This window comes from Bradyrhizobium altum (assembly GCF_020889705.1).
Classification (GTDB): Bacteria; Pseudomonadota; Alphaproteobacteria; order Rhizobiales; family Xanthobacteraceae; genus Bradyrhizobium; species Bradyrhizobium altum.
Genome location: NZ_JACMYP010000116.1, coordinates 1 through 19,938, shown reverse-complemented (window position 1 = coordinate 19,938; position 19,938 = coordinate 1). Strand labels below are relative to the sequence as shown.

Here is a 19,938-nt window from a genome sequence, read left to right as displayed (position 1 = left end):
GGTGGATGGCGACCGCAAAGGGGAGGAGGGCGTGGAGCGGCAGTAGTATAGAGAGACGGGTGTCGTCCGATTCCGGCGGCGCCAAGGTGCACGAGAGAAACGGGTATGGCGCGGACGCGCTCAGAAAATTACGACGAGATCCAGCGGGGCATCCTCACCACGGCCTGCGGCCTGTTCGCGCGGCAGGGCTACATGCGCGCCTCGATCGCCGACCTTGCGGATGCCTGCAAGCTGTCGCGCGGCGCGCTGTATCACTATTTCGACTCGAAGGAAGCAATCCTGTTCGCGATCCTTGATGCGCATATCCGCGAGATGATCGCCGATGTCGAGGCCGCGATGGCCGGCAAGGCGGCGACGCTGGAGCAGTTCCGCGCCGCGATCCAGGCCATCGTCGCGCTCAATGCGCGCTCGAGCGACGAGCAGCGCGTCATCCTCAACGACCTCTCGTTCCTCGGCGAGACCGAGCAGGATGCGATCAAGGCGCTGGAGCGCCAGCTCGTCGACACGGTCTCGGATCTCCTGGTCAAGCTCGACAAGGAAGGCAAGATCGTCAAGCGGACCAAGAAGATCTACAGCATGATGCTGTTCGGCATCCTGAACTTCAGCCACACCTGGTACGACCCGAAGGGCGGCGTCGATCCCAGCGAGTTCGCCGACATGGTGGTGGACCTGTTCCTGTACGGCTTCACCATGCCGGTGCCGGCCAAGGACGCCGCGCGGCCGCTGCGCCAGCGCGCGTGAGCTGGCGCGTCTTCGAGCGGCGGCGTCACCGTTGCAGGATGTGCACGTAGCAGACCGCGCCGACGCCGACCATATGCGCCAGCCCAATGCGCGCGCCGCCATGCTGGCGTGGGCCGGCCTCGCCACGCAGCTGCATCACGATCTCGCCAATCTGGCCGATACCGGTGGGACCGATCGGGTGTCCCATCGCGATCAGGCCGCCCGAGGGATTGATCGCGCATTGCCCGCCGATATCGAGCGCGCCGTCCTTCAGCATGCGAACGCCATGCCCCTCGGGGCAGAGGCCGATGCTTTCGATGTAGTGCAGCTCCTCGACCGTGAAGGCGTCGTGCAGCTCGATGATGTCGAGATCCTTCGGTGTTAGCTTGGCCTGCGCCAGAGCAAGGTCGGCGGTCTCCTTGGTGAGCGCCGCGTCGAAGCCGGCGCCGGGCGGATAGACCCGCTCGCTGCGGCCGACCGAGGCCGTGGTGCGAATGGCGCGGCCGGCGTCGATGCCAAGCCTGCGAATGCCGTCCTCGGATGCGACGATCACGGCGGCGGCGCCTTCGCCGATCGGCGTGCATTGCAGCGCCGTCAGTGATCCCGACACCCGCTTGCCGCCGAGCACTTCGTCGAGCGTGCGCTCCTGTTGCCGCTGCGCATTGGGGTTTTTGGCGCCGTTGCGGTGGTTCTTCACCGCGACCAGGGCAATGTCCTCGGTCGAGCCGTTGTGGCGGACCGCGTATTCATTGGTCAGCAAAGCGAAATGCGTGAAGGGGACGATGGCGTCCTCGGCAAGATTTCCGATGCCGGTGTCGGGGCGCCGCACCGGATTGCGCTTGTCGACGCCAACCGCCAGGGCAATATCGGAGATGCCGCTCGCGACCTCGATGCAGGCATGGCGGAACGCGGTCGATCCGGACGCCGACGCATTCTCGACATGCATCAGCGGCGCGCCGGTCGCACCGAGATGGCGCAGTATCGGCCGCCCCGACGCCATGCCAAGCAGCGCGGTCGCGACATAGGTCGATTCGACCGCTGGCCATTCGATGCGCGCATCGGCAAGCGCGGCGCGGATCGCGGTGAGGCCGAGCTCGACATAGGGCGTCTCGCTCGGGTTTTGGTAGCGATGCCAGCCGATGCCGACGACGTAGACCGGCCGCAGCTCGTTGAGTGATCGTGTCATGGCGAACCTCCGGATCAATCAGGATGCGATGCTGAAGCGGAGATCGAGCACGGTCTCGCCGCGATCGCTTTGTCCGATTGCGGCGAGCCTGCCGGTCACGCGCTGGCCCGGCGCGACGGGCGCGCTGTCCTCGGCGAGCACGGTGCGAATGACAGGGCCGTCGTCGAGCGCGACCTTGACGATGGTGAAGGGAGCCGGGCGGTTCTTGTCGGCGTGGAGGTGCACGGTTGCTTCCGCAAGCAGCGTTCCCTTGGCCGAGAGTTCGCAAGGCGTCAGCGCATCGCCGTGGCTGCCGCAGCGCTCGCAGCCATAGGTCTGCATCGGGAAGAAGACGTATCCGCAGCGGCAACGGCCGCCCTTGAGGCGGGCTGTCGCCCCCTTCTGGTCGCCGGACGTCGCGGAATACAGGCCTGGTTTCAATAGCTTGTTCGGTTGCATGTGTTTCCTCCAAGAAACTTGTTGACCAACCAACAAACATTATTCTAGCTTGAATGCAAGCAAGAAGTCGCCGCACGGCAAAGGGAGCGAAACTGAATGGCACGAGCAGTTCGACGCGCGCAGGAGCCGCAAGATGATGCGCCCGTGTCGGTGTCACGGCGGACCCAGGTCGAGCGGCGCGACGAAGCGGAGCGGCGGATTCTCGAAGCGGCTGCGCTGATCGTGGCCGAAAACGGGCTCGAGGCGATCACGCTGGCGGAGGCCGGCGAGCGCGCCGGCTACAGCCGCGGTCTGCCGTCGCACTATTTCAAGACCAAGGCCGATCTGCTGTCGGCGCTCGGTACCTACATCATCGAATCCTTCATCACCGAGCGCCGTGCCTCCGCGCCGGGGCTGACCGGCTACGACAGCCTGCTCGCGTCGTGCCGATACTACTTCGTGATGCCGGCGCGGACCCCCGTCATGGCGCGCGCCTTTCACGCCGTGCTGGCCGGCGCGCTCACCGTGCCGCCGATCACGGCCACCGTGGCGAAACTCAATCGCGAAACGCGAGGCGAGATCGCTGCCGCCCTCAGGGCGGGAATGGCCGAGGGCCGATTGCGCGCCGATATCGATCCGGAGACCGAAAGCGCGCTCATCCTCGCGTCGCTGCGCGGATCGGTCGCGCAGTGGCTGGTCGATCCGGAGGGACTGGATCTCGAAGTCGTCAGCGCGCACTTCATCGCGACGCTCGAACGGAGGCTGGTGAAATGAGTATCCTGCCGAACGGCGTCGAATACTGGGCCGCCAATCGCCCCGACGATGTCGCCTTCATCGAGGGCGATCACCGGATGACATGGTCGCAGCTCAACGATGCGGCCAACCGCGTTGCGCATGGCCTGGCGGCCAGGGGCGTGGTTGCCGGCGACATCGTGGTGCTGCGGACCCAGATCCGGATCGAGTGGCCGATCCTGAGCGAGGCGATCGGCAAGCTGCGCTGCTCGCTGCTCGGACTGAACTGGCGGCTGACGCCGTCGGAGACGCAGTACGTGCTGTCCAACAGCGGTGCCCAGGTCATCGTCTGCGACGATGAGGATCCGGCTGCGCTGAAGCCTGCATTCGAGGGCTTGCCGATCAAGCTCGCGGTCTCGATCGGCACAGTGTCGCCCGGCTTCGTCGCATTCTCCGGTCTGCTCGACGGGCCTGCCGAGCCACCGCTGCATTCCACCGGCCGGCCGCCGCTGATCCTCTACACGTCAGGCACCACGGGCCTGCCCAAGGGTGTGGTCTCGGTGGTGCAGCCGGGCGTGCAGATGGATCAACGCACCAGCGAATATCTCAGCGACGTCGCGCAGACCCGGCGCGGCCAGCCGGGCGGCGTCTCGCTGCTGACGCTGCCGCTGCATCATGGCGCCGGGCCCTCGCAGGTCTGGGGCGCGATCCAGCTCGGCAATCCGGTGATCCTGATGCGCCGTTTCGATCCGGAAGGCGCGCTTCGGCTGATCGCGAAGCACAGCGTCACCAACTGGACCGGCGTCCCGACCATGTACAAGCGCCTCGCGGCGCTGCCGAAGGCCGTGCTCGACGCCTACGACGTGTCGTCGATCCGCGCGTTGTCGGTCGGCGCAGCGCCGGTGCCTTACGAGCTCAAGCGCTGGATCATCCGCTATTTCGGCGCAGGCGTGCTTGGCGAAGGCTACGGCGCGACCGAGGTAGGCATGATCAGCTTCCTGCCGCCTGAGATGCAGGAGCGCAAGCCCGGCTCCAGCGGCCGCCCGCACAAGCATGTCGACATCTCGATTCGCGATGCCGAGGGGCGCGAGCTGCCGCGCAACCAGTCCGGCGAGATCTGGATCAGGACGCCGGTGACGATCCGCTCCTATCTGAACGGCAAGCCGCTCGGAGCGGACACGTGCGACGACGACGGATACTTCCGCGTCGGCGATGTCGGGATGCTCGACGACGACGGTTATCTGTTCATCACCGATCGCGCCAAGGACATGATCATCGCCGGCGGCGTCAACATCTATCCGGCCGAGATCGAGGCCGCGATCCTCAGACATCCCGATGTGCAGGACGTCGCTGTTATCGGTATCCCCGACGACGAGTTCGGCGAGCAGGTCAAGGCGTTCTGCGAGCTGAAGCCGGGCCACACGGCGGACGAGGCTGCGATCCTCGACTTCTGCCGCGACCACCTGGCTTCGTACAAGCGGCCGCGAACGCTGTCGATCGTCGATGAACTGCCACGCAACACCATGGGCAAGCTGCTCAAGCGCGAATTGCGCGAGCCCTACTGGAAGGGACGGGAGAGAAACGTATGAGTGATATTCTTGATCTGAACGGCAAGGTGACGCTGATCACCGGTGCGGGCCAGGGCGTCGGGCGCCAGATCGCGCTGCATTTCGCCGCGCACCATGCGGCGGGCATCGTCGTCAATGACTACTTCCTCGATCGCGCCGAACAGGTCGCGCGGGAAATCAATGCCGCCGGCGGCAAGGCGATCGCGGTGCAGGCCGACGTCACCGATCTCGCCTCGGTGAAGGCGATGGTCGGCAAGGCCGAGCAGGCCTTCGGTCCGGTCGATGTGCTCGTCAACAATGCCGGCAACGCCGGCGCGACCCCCGATCCCGATGCGCGCAAGCCGTTCTGGGAGACCGGTCCTGAGGTCTGGAACAGTTTCATCGGCGTCAACCTCTACGGCGTCATCAACTGCGCCTCGGCCTGCATCCCGCAGATGATCGAGCGCAAGGGCGGCCGCATCGTCACCATCATCTCGGATGCCGGCCGCGCCGGCGAGGCGGGCCTCGAGGTCTATTCGGGTGCAAAAGCAGGCGCCGCGGGCTTCACGCGTGCGGTCGCGCGCTCGCTCGGCCGTCACAACATCACGGCGAACTGCGTGGCGATTGCCGCGACGCTGACGCCCGCGATCGAGGCGCGGCTGAAGGCCGATCCCGAGCGGCAGAAGAAGATGATGGAGAAATACGTCATTCGCCGCCCGGGCCTGCCGTCCGACGTCGCCAACATGGTGCTGTTCCTCGCCTCCGATGCGAGCGCGTGGATCACCGGCCAGACCTATCCGGTCAATGGCGGCTTTACCTTCGCATTGTGAGGCGTAGCGATGACCACTGAGAGCGAACAGGTCGTTCTGACCGAACGGCGCGGCCACATCCTCGTCGTCACCCTGAACCGTCCCGAAGCGCGCAACGCGTGCAACGCTGCGCTCGCGCGCGGCATCTGCGATGCGATGGATCTGCTCGACGCGGAGGATGCCCTGTTTGTCGGCGTCATCACCGGCGCGGGCGGCAACTTCTCGGCCGGCGCCGATCTCAAGGCGGTCGCGCGCGGTGAGCGCGGCGTGACCGAACGCGGCGGCTTCGGATTGTTTCGCCGGCCGCCGCGCAAGCCGCTGATCGCGGCCGTCGAGGGCTATGCCGTCGGCGGCGGGCTCGAGCTCTGCCTGTCCTGCGATCTCATCGTCGCCGCACGTGACGCCAAGATGGGACTGCCGGAAGTCAGGCACAATGTCGTCGCCATCGGCGGCGGCCTGTTCCGGCTGCCGAAGCGGATCCCCTATCACGTCGCCATGGAGCTGGCGCTGACCGGGCAGTTCAAGGGCGCGGAGTACTTCGAACGTCTCGGCCTCGTGAACCGGCTCGTCGAACCCGGACAGGCGCTCGAGGCGGCGGTTGCCTTCGGCAACGAGCTCCTCGTCAACGGCCCGACCGCGCTCGCCGCGTCGAAGGAGATCATCTTCCGGGCCGCCAACTGGACCGATGAAGAGGGCTGGACCGCACAGAGCCCGATCGCAGAACGCGCGCTGAAGTCCGAAGATCGCACCGAGGGGCTGAAGGCGTTTGCCGAGAAGCGCAAGCCGGTCTGGAAGGGACGCTGATCATGCAGGCCGCTGCCCGCCGGAGGGCGCTCCCCGCTGCGATCGCAGATCGGCTTCGGTTGCCGCTGATCGCGGCGCCAATGCTGCGCGTCTCCGGCGTCGATCTCGTGACGGCGGTCTGCCGCTCCGGCGCGATCGGCGCGTTTCCAACCGCGAACGCCCGCTCGGTCGAGGAGCTCGATGCCTGGCTCACCCAGATCGAGCGCAATGTCGCCGATCTCGGCCGGCCGGCCGCGCCGCATTGTCCGAACCTCATCATCCGCCAGTCGCGCTTCAAGGATGATCTCGCCTGTCTCGTCCGGCACAAGGTCGAGATCGTCATCACCAGCGTCGGTTCGCCGGCGACGGCGGTCGCGCCGCTGCATGATGTCGGCTGTCTCGTGTTCGCAGACATCGCTTCGCTCCGTCATGCCGAGAAGGCGATCGAGGCGGGCGCCGACGGTTTGATCCTGCTCACCGCCGGTGCCGGCGGGCAGACCGGCTGGGCCAATCCATTCGCCTTCGTGCGCGCGGTGCGCGCCATGTTCGCCGGTCCGGTCGTGCTCGCGGGCGGCGTGACCGACGGCACCGCGCTCGCCGCGGCGCGGCTGCTCGGCTGCGATCTCGCCTATATGGGAACGCGCTTCATTGCGGCGCGCGAGAGCATGGCGAGCGATGCCTATCGGAGAATGCTGGTCGACAGCACACTCGACGACATCATGCTGACGAAGGCCTTCACCGGCCTCGAGGCCAGCATGCTGCGGCCCTCGATCGTCGCCGCGGGTCTCGATCCCGCAAATCTCGATGAGTCCGTGTCGGAGGCGCGGGCGCGCGAAAAGTTCGGTGGAAAGGGCGACACGGGAGCACCGCGGCGTTGGATCGAGGTCTGGAGCGCCGGTCATTCGGTCTCCGGCGTGCACGCGGTGACGGGAGCGGCCGACATCGTCGACGAGATCGCCGCGCAATATCACATGGCATTCGAAAGAGGCGCCGCATAAGGCGCCCTAAATCCAGTGGAGGAAGCCGATGAAGACGATCAGCCGTCGAACGCTGCTCGGGACGGCAGCGGCTGGGCTCGCGGCATCCATTGACGGCGCGGCATTTGCCGGCGCCTCCTATGATCCCGGTGCCAGCGATCAGGAAATCCGCATCGGGCAGTTCGGCCCGCTCAGCGGCCCGGTGTCGTCGTTCGGCGTGCTTGCGAACGCCATGGATGCTTATTTCCGCATGCTGAATGACGCCGGCGGCATCAACGGCCGCAAGATCAAGTTCATCAACTATGACGACGCCTACAGCCCGCCGAAATCGGTCGAAGCGGCGCGGCGCCTGGTCGAAGGCGATGAGGTGCTGTTCATCGCGGGCGCGATGGGAACGCCGGGCAACATCGCTGTGCAGAAATACATGAACGCGCGCAAGGTCCCGCAGCTGTTCCTTGCGGCGGCCGCCAGCAAGCTGTCGGACCCGGCGGCCAATCCATGGACCATGGTCGGCGGATCGACCTACGAGATCGAGGGAGGTGTCGTCGGCCGCTACATCGCCACCACCATGCCCGATGCGAAGATCGCCCTGCTGTATCAGAACGACGATGCCGGCAAGGCAACGCTGGCAGGCCTGAAGACCGGTCTCGGCGCCAGGACCGCGCAGATCACGTCGGAGCTGAATTACTCGATTGGCGATCCGACCATCGATTCCCAGATCGTCCAGATGAAATTGTCCGGCGCCGACGTGATGTTCCTCATCACCATCCCGAAGATGGCGAGCCAGGCGCTGCGCAAGATGGCCGCGCTCGAATGGCGGCCCCAGATATTTCTCGGTGCCGGCAATGCCTCGGTCCGCGCGACGCTGAAGCCCGCCGGCTTCGAGACCGCGCAGGGCATTCTCGCTTTCGCGACGCGACAGGACCCCGGCAATCCGCTCTGGGCCGATACGTCGGACATGAAGCAATACATGGCGTTCCTCGACCGTTATGTCCCGAACGCGGATCGCGCCGACGACCTTTACGCCATCGGCTACACCGCCGGGGCAACCGCTGCCCACGTCATCAGGCAATGTGGCGATCAGCTGACGCGGGCCGATATCCTGCACCAGGCGACCAACCTGAAGAGCTTCGCCGCGCCGCTGCTGATTCCCGGGATCACCCTCAACACCACGCCGAGCGACTATGTGCCGATCAAGCAGTTTCAGCTGATGCGGTTCAAGGGTGAAGCCTACGAGAAGGTCGGCAAGTTGTTCACCGCGGCTTGAGGCTTCCGCCGCCCGCCGGCCCTGTCGATCACCTCGTCCGCACATCCTTGTGAAGGCCGTGACGGCCTCCCGTGCGTAACGCGCGCGGGGCGCGCTGCGTAATCCTGCCACGAACCCGTAACCGCGGCTGATGGTGGCATCGCAGCGAGGGAAGAAACATCCGCATGAATCTGTCGTTCAACATCGCCGAACAAGGCGAGGGGTCTTATCGTCTGCTCGCGATCCTGCGCTGGGTCATGGTGGTGATCTTCGTGTCGTTCGGCATGCAGAAGTTCACGCTGCAATCGGCGCAAGGCATCGTGCAATTCATCAGCAACAGCCCGTTCGTCTCGTGGCTGTCGGTGTTCGGCCTTCGCGGCGAGGCCTATGTGCTCGGCGTCACCGAGTTCGGCATCGCCGTGCTGCTTGCCGCCGGCGCGTTCAGCCCGATCCTGTCCGCGATCGGCGCACTGATGGGCGTGATCACCTTTGCGGTGACCTGGTCGTTCTTCTTCACGACACCCGGGGTGGTGAAATGGAGCATGTCGACCGATCCGATGGCCTGGAACCTGGCCGGCGAGTTCCTGTTCAAGGACATCGTGCTGCTCTGCGCCTGCCTCGTGCTGCTGCTGGCGTCGTTGCCGCGGTCGATCGTCCGGTCGCGGACCGGATAGGCGCGCGCGCTGTGCGTTCGATAGTTAAGCCATGCTTAACCACGGCATCGCGCGCGTCCTGCATCGGGAACAGGACAATCCGTCGCAGGCAATAGTATCTTGTCAATCGAATCTCATGGGCCTACTCAACCCTTGATTGACGAATTGTTGCTAGTAAGAAACCGTCCCCCGGTTGGGAGCGGAATGTGACGAAGTCAGACATCTCGGCGGCGAGCCCGGCAAGCGTCGGTATTGCCTCTCCGTCGCTGCACATTTCTCGTATTTTAAAGCGTCCCGCATTTTTTAGTTCCATTGCAGTTCCCGCGCCGTGGCTGGAGTGGGAGGGCGGTCGCGATCGTGGATTCCGGGATTGACCGCCGGAACAGCGATCGGGCCGCCCGTTCCCTAGCCGGAATGGGTAACGGTGCAAGACGCGCGATCGTGAATTCGGACGCGTGGGTTCCACCGCTAGGATCGCGATGTCGCCATTTCTCGATGGCTGAACAGGTCCGCCTGCGGGTCACATCGCAACCTCGTCCCGAATTCGTTCTACATGAGACAATGGCTCTTCGTCCGGATCGCGGCCGTCCTGCTAGCGTGCTGACGGCAGCGCGGGCTGATTCCGACATGGATGCGCAGACCAGGGACATCGTCACGACGGAACTGGCGCCAACCGCGACCGCGGCCGATCCGGGCGGCCTTGCCGCGGCGGTCTATGCCGGGGGGCGGGTCGCCTTCTTCAACTACGGCTTCGCCGACGCTGCGGCAAAGCGGCCGGTCACCTCGGACACGCTGTTCAATCTCGCCTCGCTGCGCAAGCTGTTCGAGGCGACGCTGGTCGCGCTCGGTGCGCAGCGTGGTGAATTGCGGCTGGACGATCCCGTCGGCAAGTATCTGCCCGAGTTGCACGGCGGCTACATCAGCCGCGTCACCATCGGCGAGCTCGTCAACCATACATCGGGGCTGCTGCTGCCGACCGATCATCCGCCCTGGGCGAACGAGGCCTTCAGCCAGGATCAGTTCATCGCGATGCTCAATGCATGGATGCCTCCTGAAGGCGTGCAACCGGGCAAGCAGCGCATCTGCAGCCATGCCGGATCGTGGCGAGGACAATCGCGCGGCGATGGCGCCGGAAATCATGCAGCGCCTGGTCCAGGGTTACTCCCATGACGGCACGGCGATCGGTCCACCCGGCAATCAGCAAAACTATTACGATTTTCCCGGCACCGGCCAGATGTTCTCGTCGGCGCGCGATCTCGGCATGCTGCTGCGCGCCTGTCTCGACGGTGCGGTGATCGATCCCGAATTGCGCGCGGCATTGCAAGTGACCATGCGCGAGAGTTTTCGTATCGATGCGACGTTCGGGCAGGCGATGGCGTGGGAGCACGTGCGGCTGGACGGCGTCACCGTCATCGACAAGCCCGGCGGCCTCAACAATGCTTCGGCCTATAGCGGCTTGGTGCCGGCGCGCCGGTTCGGCATCGTGCTGCTCGCCAATCGCGGCGACTATCCGCACGAGATCGCGCGCTACAGGATCCTGCCGGCACTCGCGCGACTCTGATCAAAACCAAGATACTTTAGCTATGCCGCGTGCCAATCCGATGACACGGCCTCCGCGGCCGAGCAGGGGATGCATGCAAAAATCGTCATGGCGCGGAACCGTGATCGGCTATATAAACCGGTAGCTTCTTCTCCTGCTTGAAGAGGCTGACATGACCGATTTACAAGATTCTGATTTGCACGCTCCCGATTTGCATACTTGGCTTTCGCAGCAACCCCATGGCCTGCGGACCTACCGAACCCTCCAGGAAAAACTCGAGACCTTGAGCCAGCATCAGCCCGAGCAGCGGGCGATGTGCCGGCTGCTGAGCGGTCTCGTCGGCAACTACATCGAGGCCTTTGACGAGGAGCCGCTGCCCGTCGCGGTCGCCGACCGCGCCTATGGCCGCCTGCTCGATCTCGTCGCAAGCCTCGATCTCAAAGGCAATCCCGATCGCCGCCTCGCCGATATCAACCGCGTCGCGTCCTGCGATCTGCTGAATTGATCGCGCGTCATCCTCGCGCGGCGGCGAGCTCGCGGTAGAGCGCGGCGTAGCGGCCGGCGCGATTGTGCCAGGAGACGTCGGTGGCCATGCCGGCCTGCTGCAGCCGGCGCCAGGTCACCTTGTCGTTGAACAGCAGGTTCGCTGTGCGCAAGCCATGGGCGAGCGCTTCCGAGGTCACGGGTGCAAACTTGACGCCGGTCGCAGCACTGCCGGTGACCGCGGCTTCGTCGAAGCCCTGCACGGTATCGGCAAGGCCGCCGACATTGGCAACGATCGGGACCGCGCCGTAGCGCAGCGCGCAGAGCTGGGTGAGGCCGCACGGCTCGAAGCGCGACGGCACCGCAAGCGCATCGGAGCCTGCCTGGATCAGATGCGCCAGCGCCTCGTCATAGCCTATCACGACCGCGATCCGTCCTGGATTGTCGCGCGCCAGCGCGGTGTAGCGATCCTGCAGATCGCGATCGCCGCTGCCGAGCAGCGCGAGCTGAATGCCTTCGCCGAGCAACGTCGGAATGCTCTCGAGCAGCAGGTCGAGCCCCTTCTGCCATGACAGCCGGCTGATGACGCCGAGCAGCATCGCGTCCGGCGCCGGCTCGAGCCCGAACCGCCGTTGCAGCGCCGCCTTGTTGGCCGCGCGCTCCGCGATTTGCCCGGCGCTGAAGCGCGCCGCGATGTCGGGATCGGTGGCCGGATTCCACACATCGATGTCGACGCCGTTGAGGATGCCGCTCAGCACGTCGGCGCGTTCGCGCAGCAGGCCGCCGAGCCCCATGCCGCCTTCGTCGCTCTGGATCTCCTGCGCATAGGTCGGCGACACCGTGGTGATGCGGTCGGCGAATTGCAGGCCGGCTTTCAAGAGACTGATGGTGCCGTAATATTCGACGCCGTGAAGCGAATAGGCCTCACCCGGAAGACCAAACGCAGCCAGCATGTCCGGCGAGAATTGCCCCTGATAGGCGAGGTTGTGCACGGTCATCACCGTGCCCGGCCGCGGTTGGGCGCCATAATGCAGATAGGCCGGCGCGAGCCCGGCCTGCCAGTCATGCGCATGCACGATGTCGGGGACGAAGCCCTCGATCGCACCCCGGCCGATTTCGGCCGCCATCCGCGACAGCGCCGCAAAGCGGATGCCGTTGTCGGGCCAGTCGCGTCCGTCGGGACCGACATAGGGATTGCCGGGGCGCGCATAGAGATGCGGCGCGTCGAGTGCAACAAGATCGAGGCCGTCATGGGTACCGCCGAGCACGCGGATCGGCCCGCCGTAGAATTCGCCCCAGTGCAGCAGCGTCTCCGCCGAGGCCAGCGCCTTGAGCACATCGGGATAGCCGGGCACCAGCGTCCGCGTCGCGACGCTATGCTGCTTCAGCGCCGCCGGCAGCGCGCCGACCACGTCGGCGAGGCCGCCCGTCTTGACGATCGGGTAGACTTCCGAAGCGACCGCGAGGACGCGGATGGGCGTCATGTCGGGAGCCTGTCGATCATCGTTTGCGTGATCAGCGTGATCCCGTTCTCGGTGGTGCGGAAGCGCTTGCCGTCGAACTCGGGATCCTCGCCGACCACGAGCCCTTCCGGAATCCGCACGCCGCGATCGATCACGACGTTTCGGAGCCGTGCGCCGCGGCCGACATTCACATAGGGCATGATCACCGCGTTCTCGACATTGGCGTAGGAATTGACGTGAACGCCGGTGAACAGCAGCGACCGGCGCAGCGCCGCGCCCGAGATGATGCAGGCGCCCGAGACCAGCGAGGTCACCGCCTGGCCGCGCCGTCCATCCTCGTCGTGGACGAATTTGGCGGGCGGGGTGATCTCGGCATAGGTCCAGATCGGCCATGCGCGGTCGTAGAGATCGAGCTCCGGCACGACGTCGGTGAGATCGATGTTGGCGCCCCAATAGGCGTCGACAGTGCCGACATCGCGCCAGTAGGAGCGGGGATCGTCGCCGGAGCGGACGCAGGAATCGTTGAACTGATGCGCCACGGCGCGGCCGTGCTTGACGATATAGGGGATGATGTCCCTGCCGAAATCATGGTTGGAATTCGGATCGGCGGCATCGCGGCGCAATTCGTCGAACAGGAATTGCGAGTCGAACACGTAGATGCCCATGCTGGCGAGCGACTTGTCGGGCTTGCCGGGCATCGGCGGCGGATCGGCCGGCTTCTCCAGGAACGACCGGATCAGGCCGTTGTCGTCGACATGCATGATGCCGAAGCCACTGGATTCGGTGCGAGGCATTTCGAGGCAGCCGACCGTAACGTCAGCGCCGCTCTCGACATGCTGCTTCAGCATCACCTCGTAGTCCATCTTGTAGATGTGGTCGCCGGCGAGCACCAGGATGTATTTGGTGCCGTGCGCTTCGAGGATGTCGATGTTCTGATACACGGCGTCCGCCGTGCCGAGATACCAGTTGGTCTCCGAGACGCGCTGGCTTGCGGGCAGGATGTCAAAACTCTCGTTTCGTTCCGGGCGGAAGAAGTTCCAGCCGCCTTGCAGATGTCGGATCAGGCTGTGCGCCTTGTACTGGGTCGCCACCGCGATGCGGCGGATGCCCGAGTTCACGGCGTTGGAGAGCGCGAAATCGATGATGCGGGACTTGCCGCCGAAATACACCGCCGGCTTGGCGCGCCTGTCGGTGAGCTCCTGAAGTCTGCTGCCGCGTCCGCCGGCCAGCACATAGGCGAGGGCGTGACGCGACAATGGTTCATTTCCGACTGATCTCATGGTCATCCTCCCAGAACTCCAGGCGTGGCCCCGCTACCTTCTCTTGTCCGGAAGGCCTGATCGGGCGCCAACGGGGCCGATTGGAACGTTAGCAAGCGCGCCCCGGTTGGGCAAAGCGGGATGGCGGATTTTCGTTCCCCGAATCCCGGCCTCTGAAGATCGGGGTTGCGGGCCGGTTAAGGCTATTGACGGCGCGCGATTTCGGCCTAGAGCAGGCCTGCGCATTTCCTGCCCAAGGCCGGCATCTCATGACAGTTTCTTCCGTCACACCCCAGACCATCCGTGCAACGCTGCTGCTGCGCCAGGAGATCGCGCTGCTCGACGTCAGGCATGAGGCCGACTTCGCCACCGGCCATCCGCTGTTTGCCGCCAACATGGCGGCCGACCGGATCGCGCTGGAAGCCGAGCTGCGATTGCCGCGCAAGGACGTGCCGATCGTTCTTTATGACAATGGCGAGGGACTGGTCGCTGCCGCGGCCGGCGCGTTGCAGGCGCTGGGCTACAGCAACGTTGCGGTGCTCGCAGGCGGCCTGCAGGGCTGGAAGGCGGCCGGCTACGAGGTGTTCGAGGACGTCAATTCCTACGCCAAGGCCTTCGGCGAGCTGGTCGAGTCGCGCAGGCACACGCCCTCGCTGAGCGCCGACGAGGTCGCCGCGTTGATTTCAGACAAGGCCAACATTGCGATCCTCGATGTTCGTCGTTTCGACGAATACGCCACCATGAATATCCCGGGCTCGGTCAGCGTGCCCGGCGCGGAGCTGGTGCTGCGCGCAGGGAGCGCGGCGCCCGATCCCGACACCACCATCATTGTCAACTGCGCCGGCCGCACCCGCTCGATCATCGGCACGCAGTCGCTGATCAATGCAGGGCTGCCGAACAAGGTGCGGGCGCTGCGCAACGGCACGATCGGCTGGACGCTCGCGAAACACGAGCTCGAACACGGCGCCGGCAAGCGCGGCGACGTCGGGCCGTTCGCGGGTGCCGCTGACAATGCCCGCGACGTCGCCTATCGCGCCGGCGTCCGCCGCATCGGCGCGGCTGAACTCGCGGCGCTGGAAAAGGACGCACACCGCACGCTGTATCGCTTCGACGTCCGCGACGCCGAGGAATACGCCGCCGGTCATCTGGCCGGCTTCCGCCACTATGCGGGCGGCCAGCTGGTGCAGGAAATCGACATGGCCGCGCCGGTGCGCGGCGCCCGCATCGTGCTGACCGACGACAAGAGCATCCGCGCCGACATGACGGCGTCCTGGCTCGCGCAGATGGGCTGGGAGGTCTATGTGCTCGAAGGTGGCTATGACGGTCCGCTGGAATTGGGGCCGCCGCGCGTCGTGCCGCGGCCCGATCCCGCGCGTCGTTACCGCCGTCCCTATGAAGGCACCGGTGTCGCGGAGCAGGCGATGCAGGCCTATCTCGATTGGGAGTACGGCCTGGTCGACCAGCTGCGCCGTGACGGCACGCATGGGTTCTACGTGATCTAGCGGATGACATGGTGACGGCGGTGCGACCGCATCGGTGCCGAGTTGCTGGGGCACGCCGCCAAAATATCGAAAACAACCCCATGCAAAGTAGCCGGTGGCCGCCGGCGGACACGGCAACTTGACTCGTCGGGCAACTCAGCGGTATTATTCTATTATTCAGAAATAGTGATGTGAGTCCGCGGCTCCTCCAACACGTCGTCCCTGCCTAGTGCGCAATTGCGCACGGGAGCAGGGACCCATACGCCGCGGCGGACCTCGTTAGAGGGACTCGTCGTTCCGGCATCGCCCAACAATTGGCATTTGTGGTTATGGGTCCCTGCTTTCGCAGGGACGACGATGAGGATGGTGCTCGATTCAAGGCGTCACACCACGCAGTGTCATCACCCGCGCAGGCGCAGGTGGGTGATCCAGCATTCCAGAGACCGCAGTGCTTGAGCCGAGGGGCCGCGGCGTACAGGGTCGCCCGGTCCCGTCCACGCCAAGGCTTCGACGCGGCGACGTATCGTCGGCGCGCCGAAGTCTGCTGCGAAACGTAACTCGACCCGCCGCTACTTCGGCAGCGCCACCGGCGTCAGCTTGAACGGGCCGGGGTCCTTGCCCTTGTTGTCGCCGATCACGTAGGACAGCTTGCCCTCGGCCACCCAGCCGACATCGCCGACCTGCGTCACCGAGACCGGCTCGGCCAGACCATCCTTGATAGTGTCGATGGTGGCATCGCTGCCCTTCACCGTGACCTTGTCGAGCTTGCCATTGCCCTCGATCAGCAGGAAGCTGTTGCCATGGGCGCGCAGCGCGTCGGCATGGTCGAGCGGCCGCGACGGCTTCAACTCCGTCACGGCGCCGGCCTTGCCGTCCTTCATCTCGATCTTGAACAGCTTGGCCGGAATGAAGGTCGTGACATAGAGGTTGCCGTCGGCGCCGATCGCGATGCCGTCGAGCCCGACGCCGTCCTTGGCCGGCGCGAGCTGCGGATCGGTCGCAAAGGTCGCGAGTGCGGTGCCGCCGGGCTTCAGGCTGTAGACGAACGGCGCGAAGGAATCGCTGATATAGGCGGTGCCGTCGGCGCCGACCACGATGTCGTTGCAGAACGATTTCGGGTCACTCAGGGCAAAGCTGCCCTTCGGCGCGCCGCTCTTGAGATCGAAGGTCTTCAGCCAGGCGCCCTTGGCGTCGCTCGGCCCCGCGACGCCCATCGCGCTGATGTCGTTGGAGCAGACATAGAGCGTTCCGCTCTTCTCGTCGGCGAGCACGCCCAGCGTCGAGCGGCTGTCGCCGGCACCCGGCTTGATCAGCTGCTCGGCCTTGCCGCCGGCGATCTTGGTCACGCCGCCTTGGTTGAAGCTGCCGACGTAAAGCGTGCCGTCGGAGGTCGAGGTCACGCTCTCCGGGAAACTCTTGTCGGGAACTCCCACCGGAGCGGTTTCGGCGCGCGCTACGGCGGCCGTGCCGAGTGCGAGGATGGTGGCCGCAGCGCTCACTAGAGTCTTGGTTTGACGCGTTCTCTTCACGCGAACCGGTATCCACTTCGCTCGAAAACGCTCCAGAGATGCGCGGCGGATCTTGAGCAGTTCTCCCGTTGCGCGCGGATGTCCCGCGTCGCCGTTGTTTTTTATCATGATCGCGTTTCCTCAATGAACCTGGTTGGACCAGGCAGGAATTGTGAGGCGATCGTCTCCGGTCGATGGTTGTTGTCTGCAGGGTTCCCGACCGGATTGTTCACCCGCCTGCCTTGTCGTCTCGATATATATGATAGTATATAGCGCAAGGAAAGCTGCAGAGAGAGAAGCAGCGGAGAAGGATGCTGCGACGGCGGAAGGCGCGTCATGGAGCGGGAACTGGCGTCACGCTAGCAATGCGTGTGCCGCGGCGGCGTCATCGATGGGCTGGCCGACGATGGTGCGATCGGATTCGAACCGCGGATCGGTCTGTTACGGATGAGTGTGCGTTCGTCTGCAACGAATGCACCACGAGCCTGGTCGCGGCCGCAGCACGGCGCAGGCAGGAGATGGTTCGGCGCAAATAGATAAGTGCGACGAAACTCAGTCGGGACTGAACGCGTCGTACACCAGTTTCCTGAACGCCGGCGTGATGCGCTGGCGTTCGTTCTGGGTCTGCTCAAGCATGATGTAGATTATGTCGAGCTTCGGATCGACGCCGAAATAGGTTCCGCTGCCGCTGTCCCATTTCAATTCGCCGATCGAGCCGGGCGGCGGTGGCATGGCAATGCCGGGATCGGTGCGCACGGCGATGCCGTAGCCATAGCCGAAACCGTCGCCCGGAAAGTACCAATAGTCGCGGCCGACGCCGGAGCCCGGCCCGATATGGTCTGACGTCATGGTCTTGAAGGCGGCAGGGCTGAGATAGCGCTTGCCGTCAAGCTCGCCGCCGTTGAGCAGCATCTGCGCGAAGCGCGCATAATCGAGGATGGTCGACACCAGGCCGCCGCCGCCGGATTCCCACTCCGGATGCGCGCGCCGGTCGTTCTCGCCCGCGATCAGGATCGTGTCCGACGGCAGCGGCTCGGCCAGCCGCGTCCGTTCGGTTTCCGCATCGAGCACGTATCTTGTATCGTTCATCTTCAGGGGATCGAAGATGCGCTCCTTCTCGAACTGATAGAGCGTCTTGCCCGCGACGATCTCGATCACCCGGCCGAGCACGTCGGTGGAATGACCATAGCGCCACATCGTGCCCGGCTGCCGCGACAACGGCAGCTTGGCGAGCCGCGCGACGAATTCCTTGTTGTCGAACTTGCCGTCGAACAGATGCCCTGCGCGGTAGAGCTTCTGGATCCAGTCGGCGCCGATATATTCGTAGGTGATGCCCGAGGTATGCCGCATCAGGTCCTCGATCGTGACCGGGCGGATCGGCGGCACCAGCTCGAGCTTGCCGAGATCGTTTCCGCCATCCGGCTCGATGCCGACCTTCACGTCGGCGAACGCCGGTATGTATTTCGACAGCGGGTCCTGCGGCGACAGCTTTCCTTCGTCGACCAGCATCATCGCGGCGGTGTTGGTGATCGGCTTGGTCATCGAATGCAGGGCGAACATCGTGTCCGGCCGCATCGGCGACCTGGTCGTGACGTCGCGATAGCCGAAGGTCTTGAGATAGACCGGCTTGCCGTGCTGCTGGATCAGGATGGCGGCGCCTGGAATTTTTCCTGTCGCAACCTCGTTGTCGAAGAACGCGGTGATGCGTTCGAGCTTTTCCGGCGACGGGGCGGGGGCGTCGGTGGCGCGGGCCGCACTTGATGTGACAAATGCAAGACACAAGATCGCGGTCACTGCCTCACGAAGCGTCCGCACGGCAGTGTGGAATGCTCGATCGTATCCGCCTGACATTGAAAGCCGCCCCTGCCTGATGCCCTGGACGCCGCAGTTCTAGCGCAGCGCCCCCGCACCATAATCATTTTCGGGCGAGTTTATTCCCTAACGATGGTTGAGATTTACACAATTTGCGTGGCGCCGACCGGTGTGCGCACGGCGTTCGACAGCACCTGCAGCGCCTGGCTCAGTTCGGCGCGATTGCGCGCGGCGCCAAGCGAGACGCGCAAGCCGCGCGGCGCGGCGTCGCCTGCCGCAAAGGCGTCTTCGCCGACCACGGCCAGGCCGTTGCGCATCAGATGCGACAGCAGGTCGGTGCCGTCGAAATGTTTTGGCAGCGGCATCCAGAGATGGTGGCTCGCCGGCCGTGCCGCATAGGTAACGCCTTTGAGGAAGCGGGCCGCAAGCTGCTGGCGCGCGGCCGCCTCGTTGCGGATGGCGCGGATGATGTCGGCGGCGACGCCGGAGCGCAGCCATTGCGTGATCAGCGCGACCATCAGCGATGGCGGCATCTGCATGGTGGCCTGCATGCCGGCGCGCATCCGCTGCTCGGCGGCGGCATCGGGCGCCAGCAGATAGGCGACGCGCAATGCCGGCGCGATGCATTTGGCGATGCTCGCGGCAAGGTAGGTCCGTTCGGGAATCAGCGTGGCGATCGGTGCCACCTGCGGCTCGAGCGGGCCGTAGACGTCGTCCTCGATCAGGACGCAGCCGCGCTTCCGGATGATATCGGCGATCGCCTTGCGTCTGATGGCGCTCATCGTCGCCGTGGTCGGATTCTGCTGCGTCGGCACCAGATACACCGCCTTCGGCTTGTGCTTGCGGCAGGCTTCGTCGAGCGCGTCGGGTCTGGCGCCTTCAGCGTCCATCGCAACGCCGACGAGGCGGACATCGAGCCGCGCCGCCGCGGCCTTGATACCGGGAAACGTCAATGCCTCGGTCAGCACGACATCGCCGGGCGAGGTCAGCGCCAGCAGCGCATTGAAGATGATCGCCTGCGATCCCGGATAGATCACGATCCGCTCGGCCGATGCCTTCGGCACGCGCGGCTGCAGCCACGCGGCGCCGGCGTCGCGCTCGTCAGCGGTGCCGCCGGGACGCGTATAGCCGAGATAGGCGGAGAACCCGGCCTCGGAGCGAATGGTCGCAAGTCCCTGCGCGATCCGCAGGTCGAGATTGGCCTCGACCGGCTGCGGCGGCAGATTCATCGACAGGTCGATGTTGACGGGGGCGGGCAGATCGGACGCCGCGCGCGCAGTGGTCTCCGAGACGAAGGTGCCCTGGCCGACGCGGGCGTCGAG

General features: G+C 65.3%; 19 protein-coding genes. 12 read left to right on the top strand and 7 right to left on the bottom strand.

Annotated elements, in window-relative coordinates; all coding sequences use genetic code 11:
- Nucleotides 1-105: 105 nt before the first annotated feature.
- The gene (locus H8B02_RS25635; protein WP_229168815.1) at nt 106-741 is read left to right on the top strand and encodes a TetR/AcrR family transcriptional regulator; all 636 of its coding nucleotides are present in this window, start codon (nt 106-108) and stop codon (nt 739-741) included.
- 25 nt (nt 742-766) lie between these two features.
- On the opposite strand, the gene H8B02_RS25630 is transcribed toward H8B02_RS25635, so the two are convergent.
- Nucleotides 767-1,906, bottom strand: a complete 1,140-nt coding sequence (locus tag H8B02_RS25630) for a thiolase family protein (RefSeq protein ID WP_229168814.1) — start codon at nt 1,904-1,906, stop codon at nt 767-769.
- Between the two features lie 18 nt (nt 1,907-1,924).
- Nucleotides 1,925-2,344 (bottom strand): Zn-ribbon domain-containing OB-fold protein, encoded by a 420-nt coding sequence (locus H8B02_RS25625; protein WP_229168813.1) that lies wholly within the window; start codon nt 2,342-2,344, stop codon nt 1,925-1,927.
- Between the two features lie 96 nt (nt 2,345-2,440).
- Between H8B02_RS25625 and H8B02_RS25620 the strand changes: the two genes are divergently transcribed.
- From H8B02_RS25620 to H8B02_RS25580, 10 genes are all read left to right on the top strand, one after another.
- On the top strand, nt 2,441-3,097 hold the full coding sequence (locus H8B02_RS25620; protein ID WP_229168812.1) for a TetR/AcrR family transcriptional regulator: 657 nt from the start codon (nt 2,441-2,443) through the stop codon (nt 3,095-3,097).
- The gene (locus H8B02_RS25615; protein WP_229168811.1) at nt 3,094-4,644 is read left to right on the top strand and encodes a class I adenylate-forming enzyme family protein; all 1,551 of its coding nucleotides are present in this window, start codon (nt 3,094-3,096) and stop codon (nt 4,642-4,644) included. The genes H8B02_RS25620 and H8B02_RS25615 overlap by 4 nt, the downstream gene beginning before the upstream one ends.
- Complete coding sequence (locus H8B02_RS25610; RefSeq protein ID WP_229168810.1) at nt 4,641-5,432, top strand: SDR family NAD(P)-dependent oxidoreductase; 792 nt, start codon at nt 4,641-4,643, stop codon at nt 5,430-5,432. The genes H8B02_RS25615 and H8B02_RS25610 overlap by 4 nt, the downstream gene beginning before the upstream one ends.
- Before the next feature lie 9 nt (nt 5,433-5,441).
- A complete protein-coding gene (locus tag H8B02_RS25605; RefSeq protein ID WP_229168809.1) occupies nt 5,442-6,215 on the top strand; it encodes a crotonase/enoyl-CoA hydratase family protein in 774 nt (257 codons plus the stop codon).
- A gap of 2 nt (nt 6,216-6,217) precedes the next feature.
- Nucleotides 6,218-7,192, top strand: coding sequence for an NAD(P)H-dependent flavin oxidoreductase (locus H8B02_RS25600; protein WP_229168808.1), 975 nt, complete (start codon nt 6,218-6,220; stop codon nt 7,190-7,192).
- Between the two features lie 28 nt (nt 7,193-7,220).
- On the top strand, nt 7,221-8,438 hold the full coding sequence (locus H8B02_RS25595) for an ABC transporter substrate-binding protein (RefSeq protein WP_229168807.1): 1,218 nt from the start codon (nt 7,221-7,223) through the stop codon (nt 8,436-8,438).
- Between the two features lie 164 nt (nt 8,439-8,602).
- A complete protein-coding gene (locus tag H8B02_RS25590; RefSeq protein WP_229168806.1) occupies nt 8,603-9,091 on the top strand; it encodes a DUF417 family protein in 489 nt (162 codons plus the stop codon).
- 540 nt (nt 9,092-9,631) lie between these two features.
- On the top strand, nt 9,632-10,240 hold the full coding sequence (locus H8B02_RS48140; protein WP_283842241.1) for a serine hydrolase: 609 nt from the start codon (nt 9,632-9,634) through the stop codon (nt 10,238-10,240).
- Complete coding sequence (locus H8B02_RS48135) at nt 10,209-10,631, top strand: serine hydrolase (protein WP_283842240.1); 423 nt, start codon at nt 10,209-10,211, stop codon at nt 10,629-10,631. Before H8B02_RS48140 ends, H8B02_RS48135 begins: the two co-directional genes overlap by 32 nt.
- Nucleotides 10,632-10,782: 151 nt before the next feature.
- Nucleotides 10,783-11,115 carry a hypothetical protein gene (locus H8B02_RS25580; RefSeq protein WP_229168805.1) on the top strand — a complete coding sequence of 111 codons (333 nt, stop codon included), beginning with the start codon at nt 10,783-10,785 and terminating at the stop codon, nt 11,113-11,115.
- A gap of 7 nt (nt 11,116-11,122) precedes the next feature.
- Here the strand turns inward: H8B02_RS25580 and glgA are convergent, their stop codons facing one another.
- Together glgA and glgC are read right to left on the bottom strand one after the other, a co-directional pair.
- Entirely contained in the window at nt 11,123-12,577 is a 1,455-nt protein-coding gene (gene glgA / locus H8B02_RS25575; RefSeq protein WP_229168804.1) for a glycogen synthase GlgA, read from the bottom strand.
- Nucleotides 12,574-13,836, bottom strand: a complete 1,263-nt coding sequence (gene glgC, locus H8B02_RS25570; protein WP_229168803.1) for a glucose-1-phosphate adenylyltransferase — start codon at nt 13,834-13,836, stop codon at nt 12,574-12,576. The genes glgA and glgC overlap by 4 nt, the downstream gene beginning before the upstream one ends.
- A gap of 248 nt (nt 13,837-14,084) precedes the next feature.
- Here glgC and H8B02_RS25565 point away from each other — a divergent pair, with 248 nt between their 5' ends.
- On the top strand, nt 14,085-15,317 hold the full coding sequence (locus H8B02_RS25565) for a rhodanese-like domain-containing protein (RefSeq protein WP_229168802.1): 1,233 nt from the start codon (nt 14,085-14,087) through the stop codon (nt 15,315-15,317).
- A gap of 548 nt (nt 15,318-15,865) precedes the next feature.
- On the opposite strand, the gene H8B02_RS25560 is transcribed toward H8B02_RS25565, so the two are convergent.
- The 3 genes from H8B02_RS25560 to H8B02_RS25550 form a co-directional block, all read right to left on the bottom strand.
- Nucleotides 15,866-16,795 (bottom strand): NHL repeat-containing protein, encoded by a 930-nt coding sequence (locus H8B02_RS25560; protein ID WP_229168801.1) that lies wholly within the window; start codon nt 16,793-16,795, stop codon nt 15,866-15,868.
- A 561-nt stretch (nt 16,796-17,356) separates the two neighbouring features.
- Nucleotides 17,357-18,655 (bottom strand): serine hydrolase domain-containing protein, encoded by a 1,299-nt coding sequence (locus H8B02_RS25555; RefSeq protein ID WP_233287766.1) that lies wholly within the window; start codon nt 18,653-18,655, stop codon nt 17,357-17,359.
- 104 nt (nt 18,656-18,759) lie between these two features.
- Nucleotides 18,760-19,938, bottom strand: a 1,179-nt coding sequence (locus H8B02_RS25550) for an aminotransferase-like domain-containing protein (RefSeq protein ID WP_229168799.1), incomplete at its 5' end; no start/stop codon positions are given.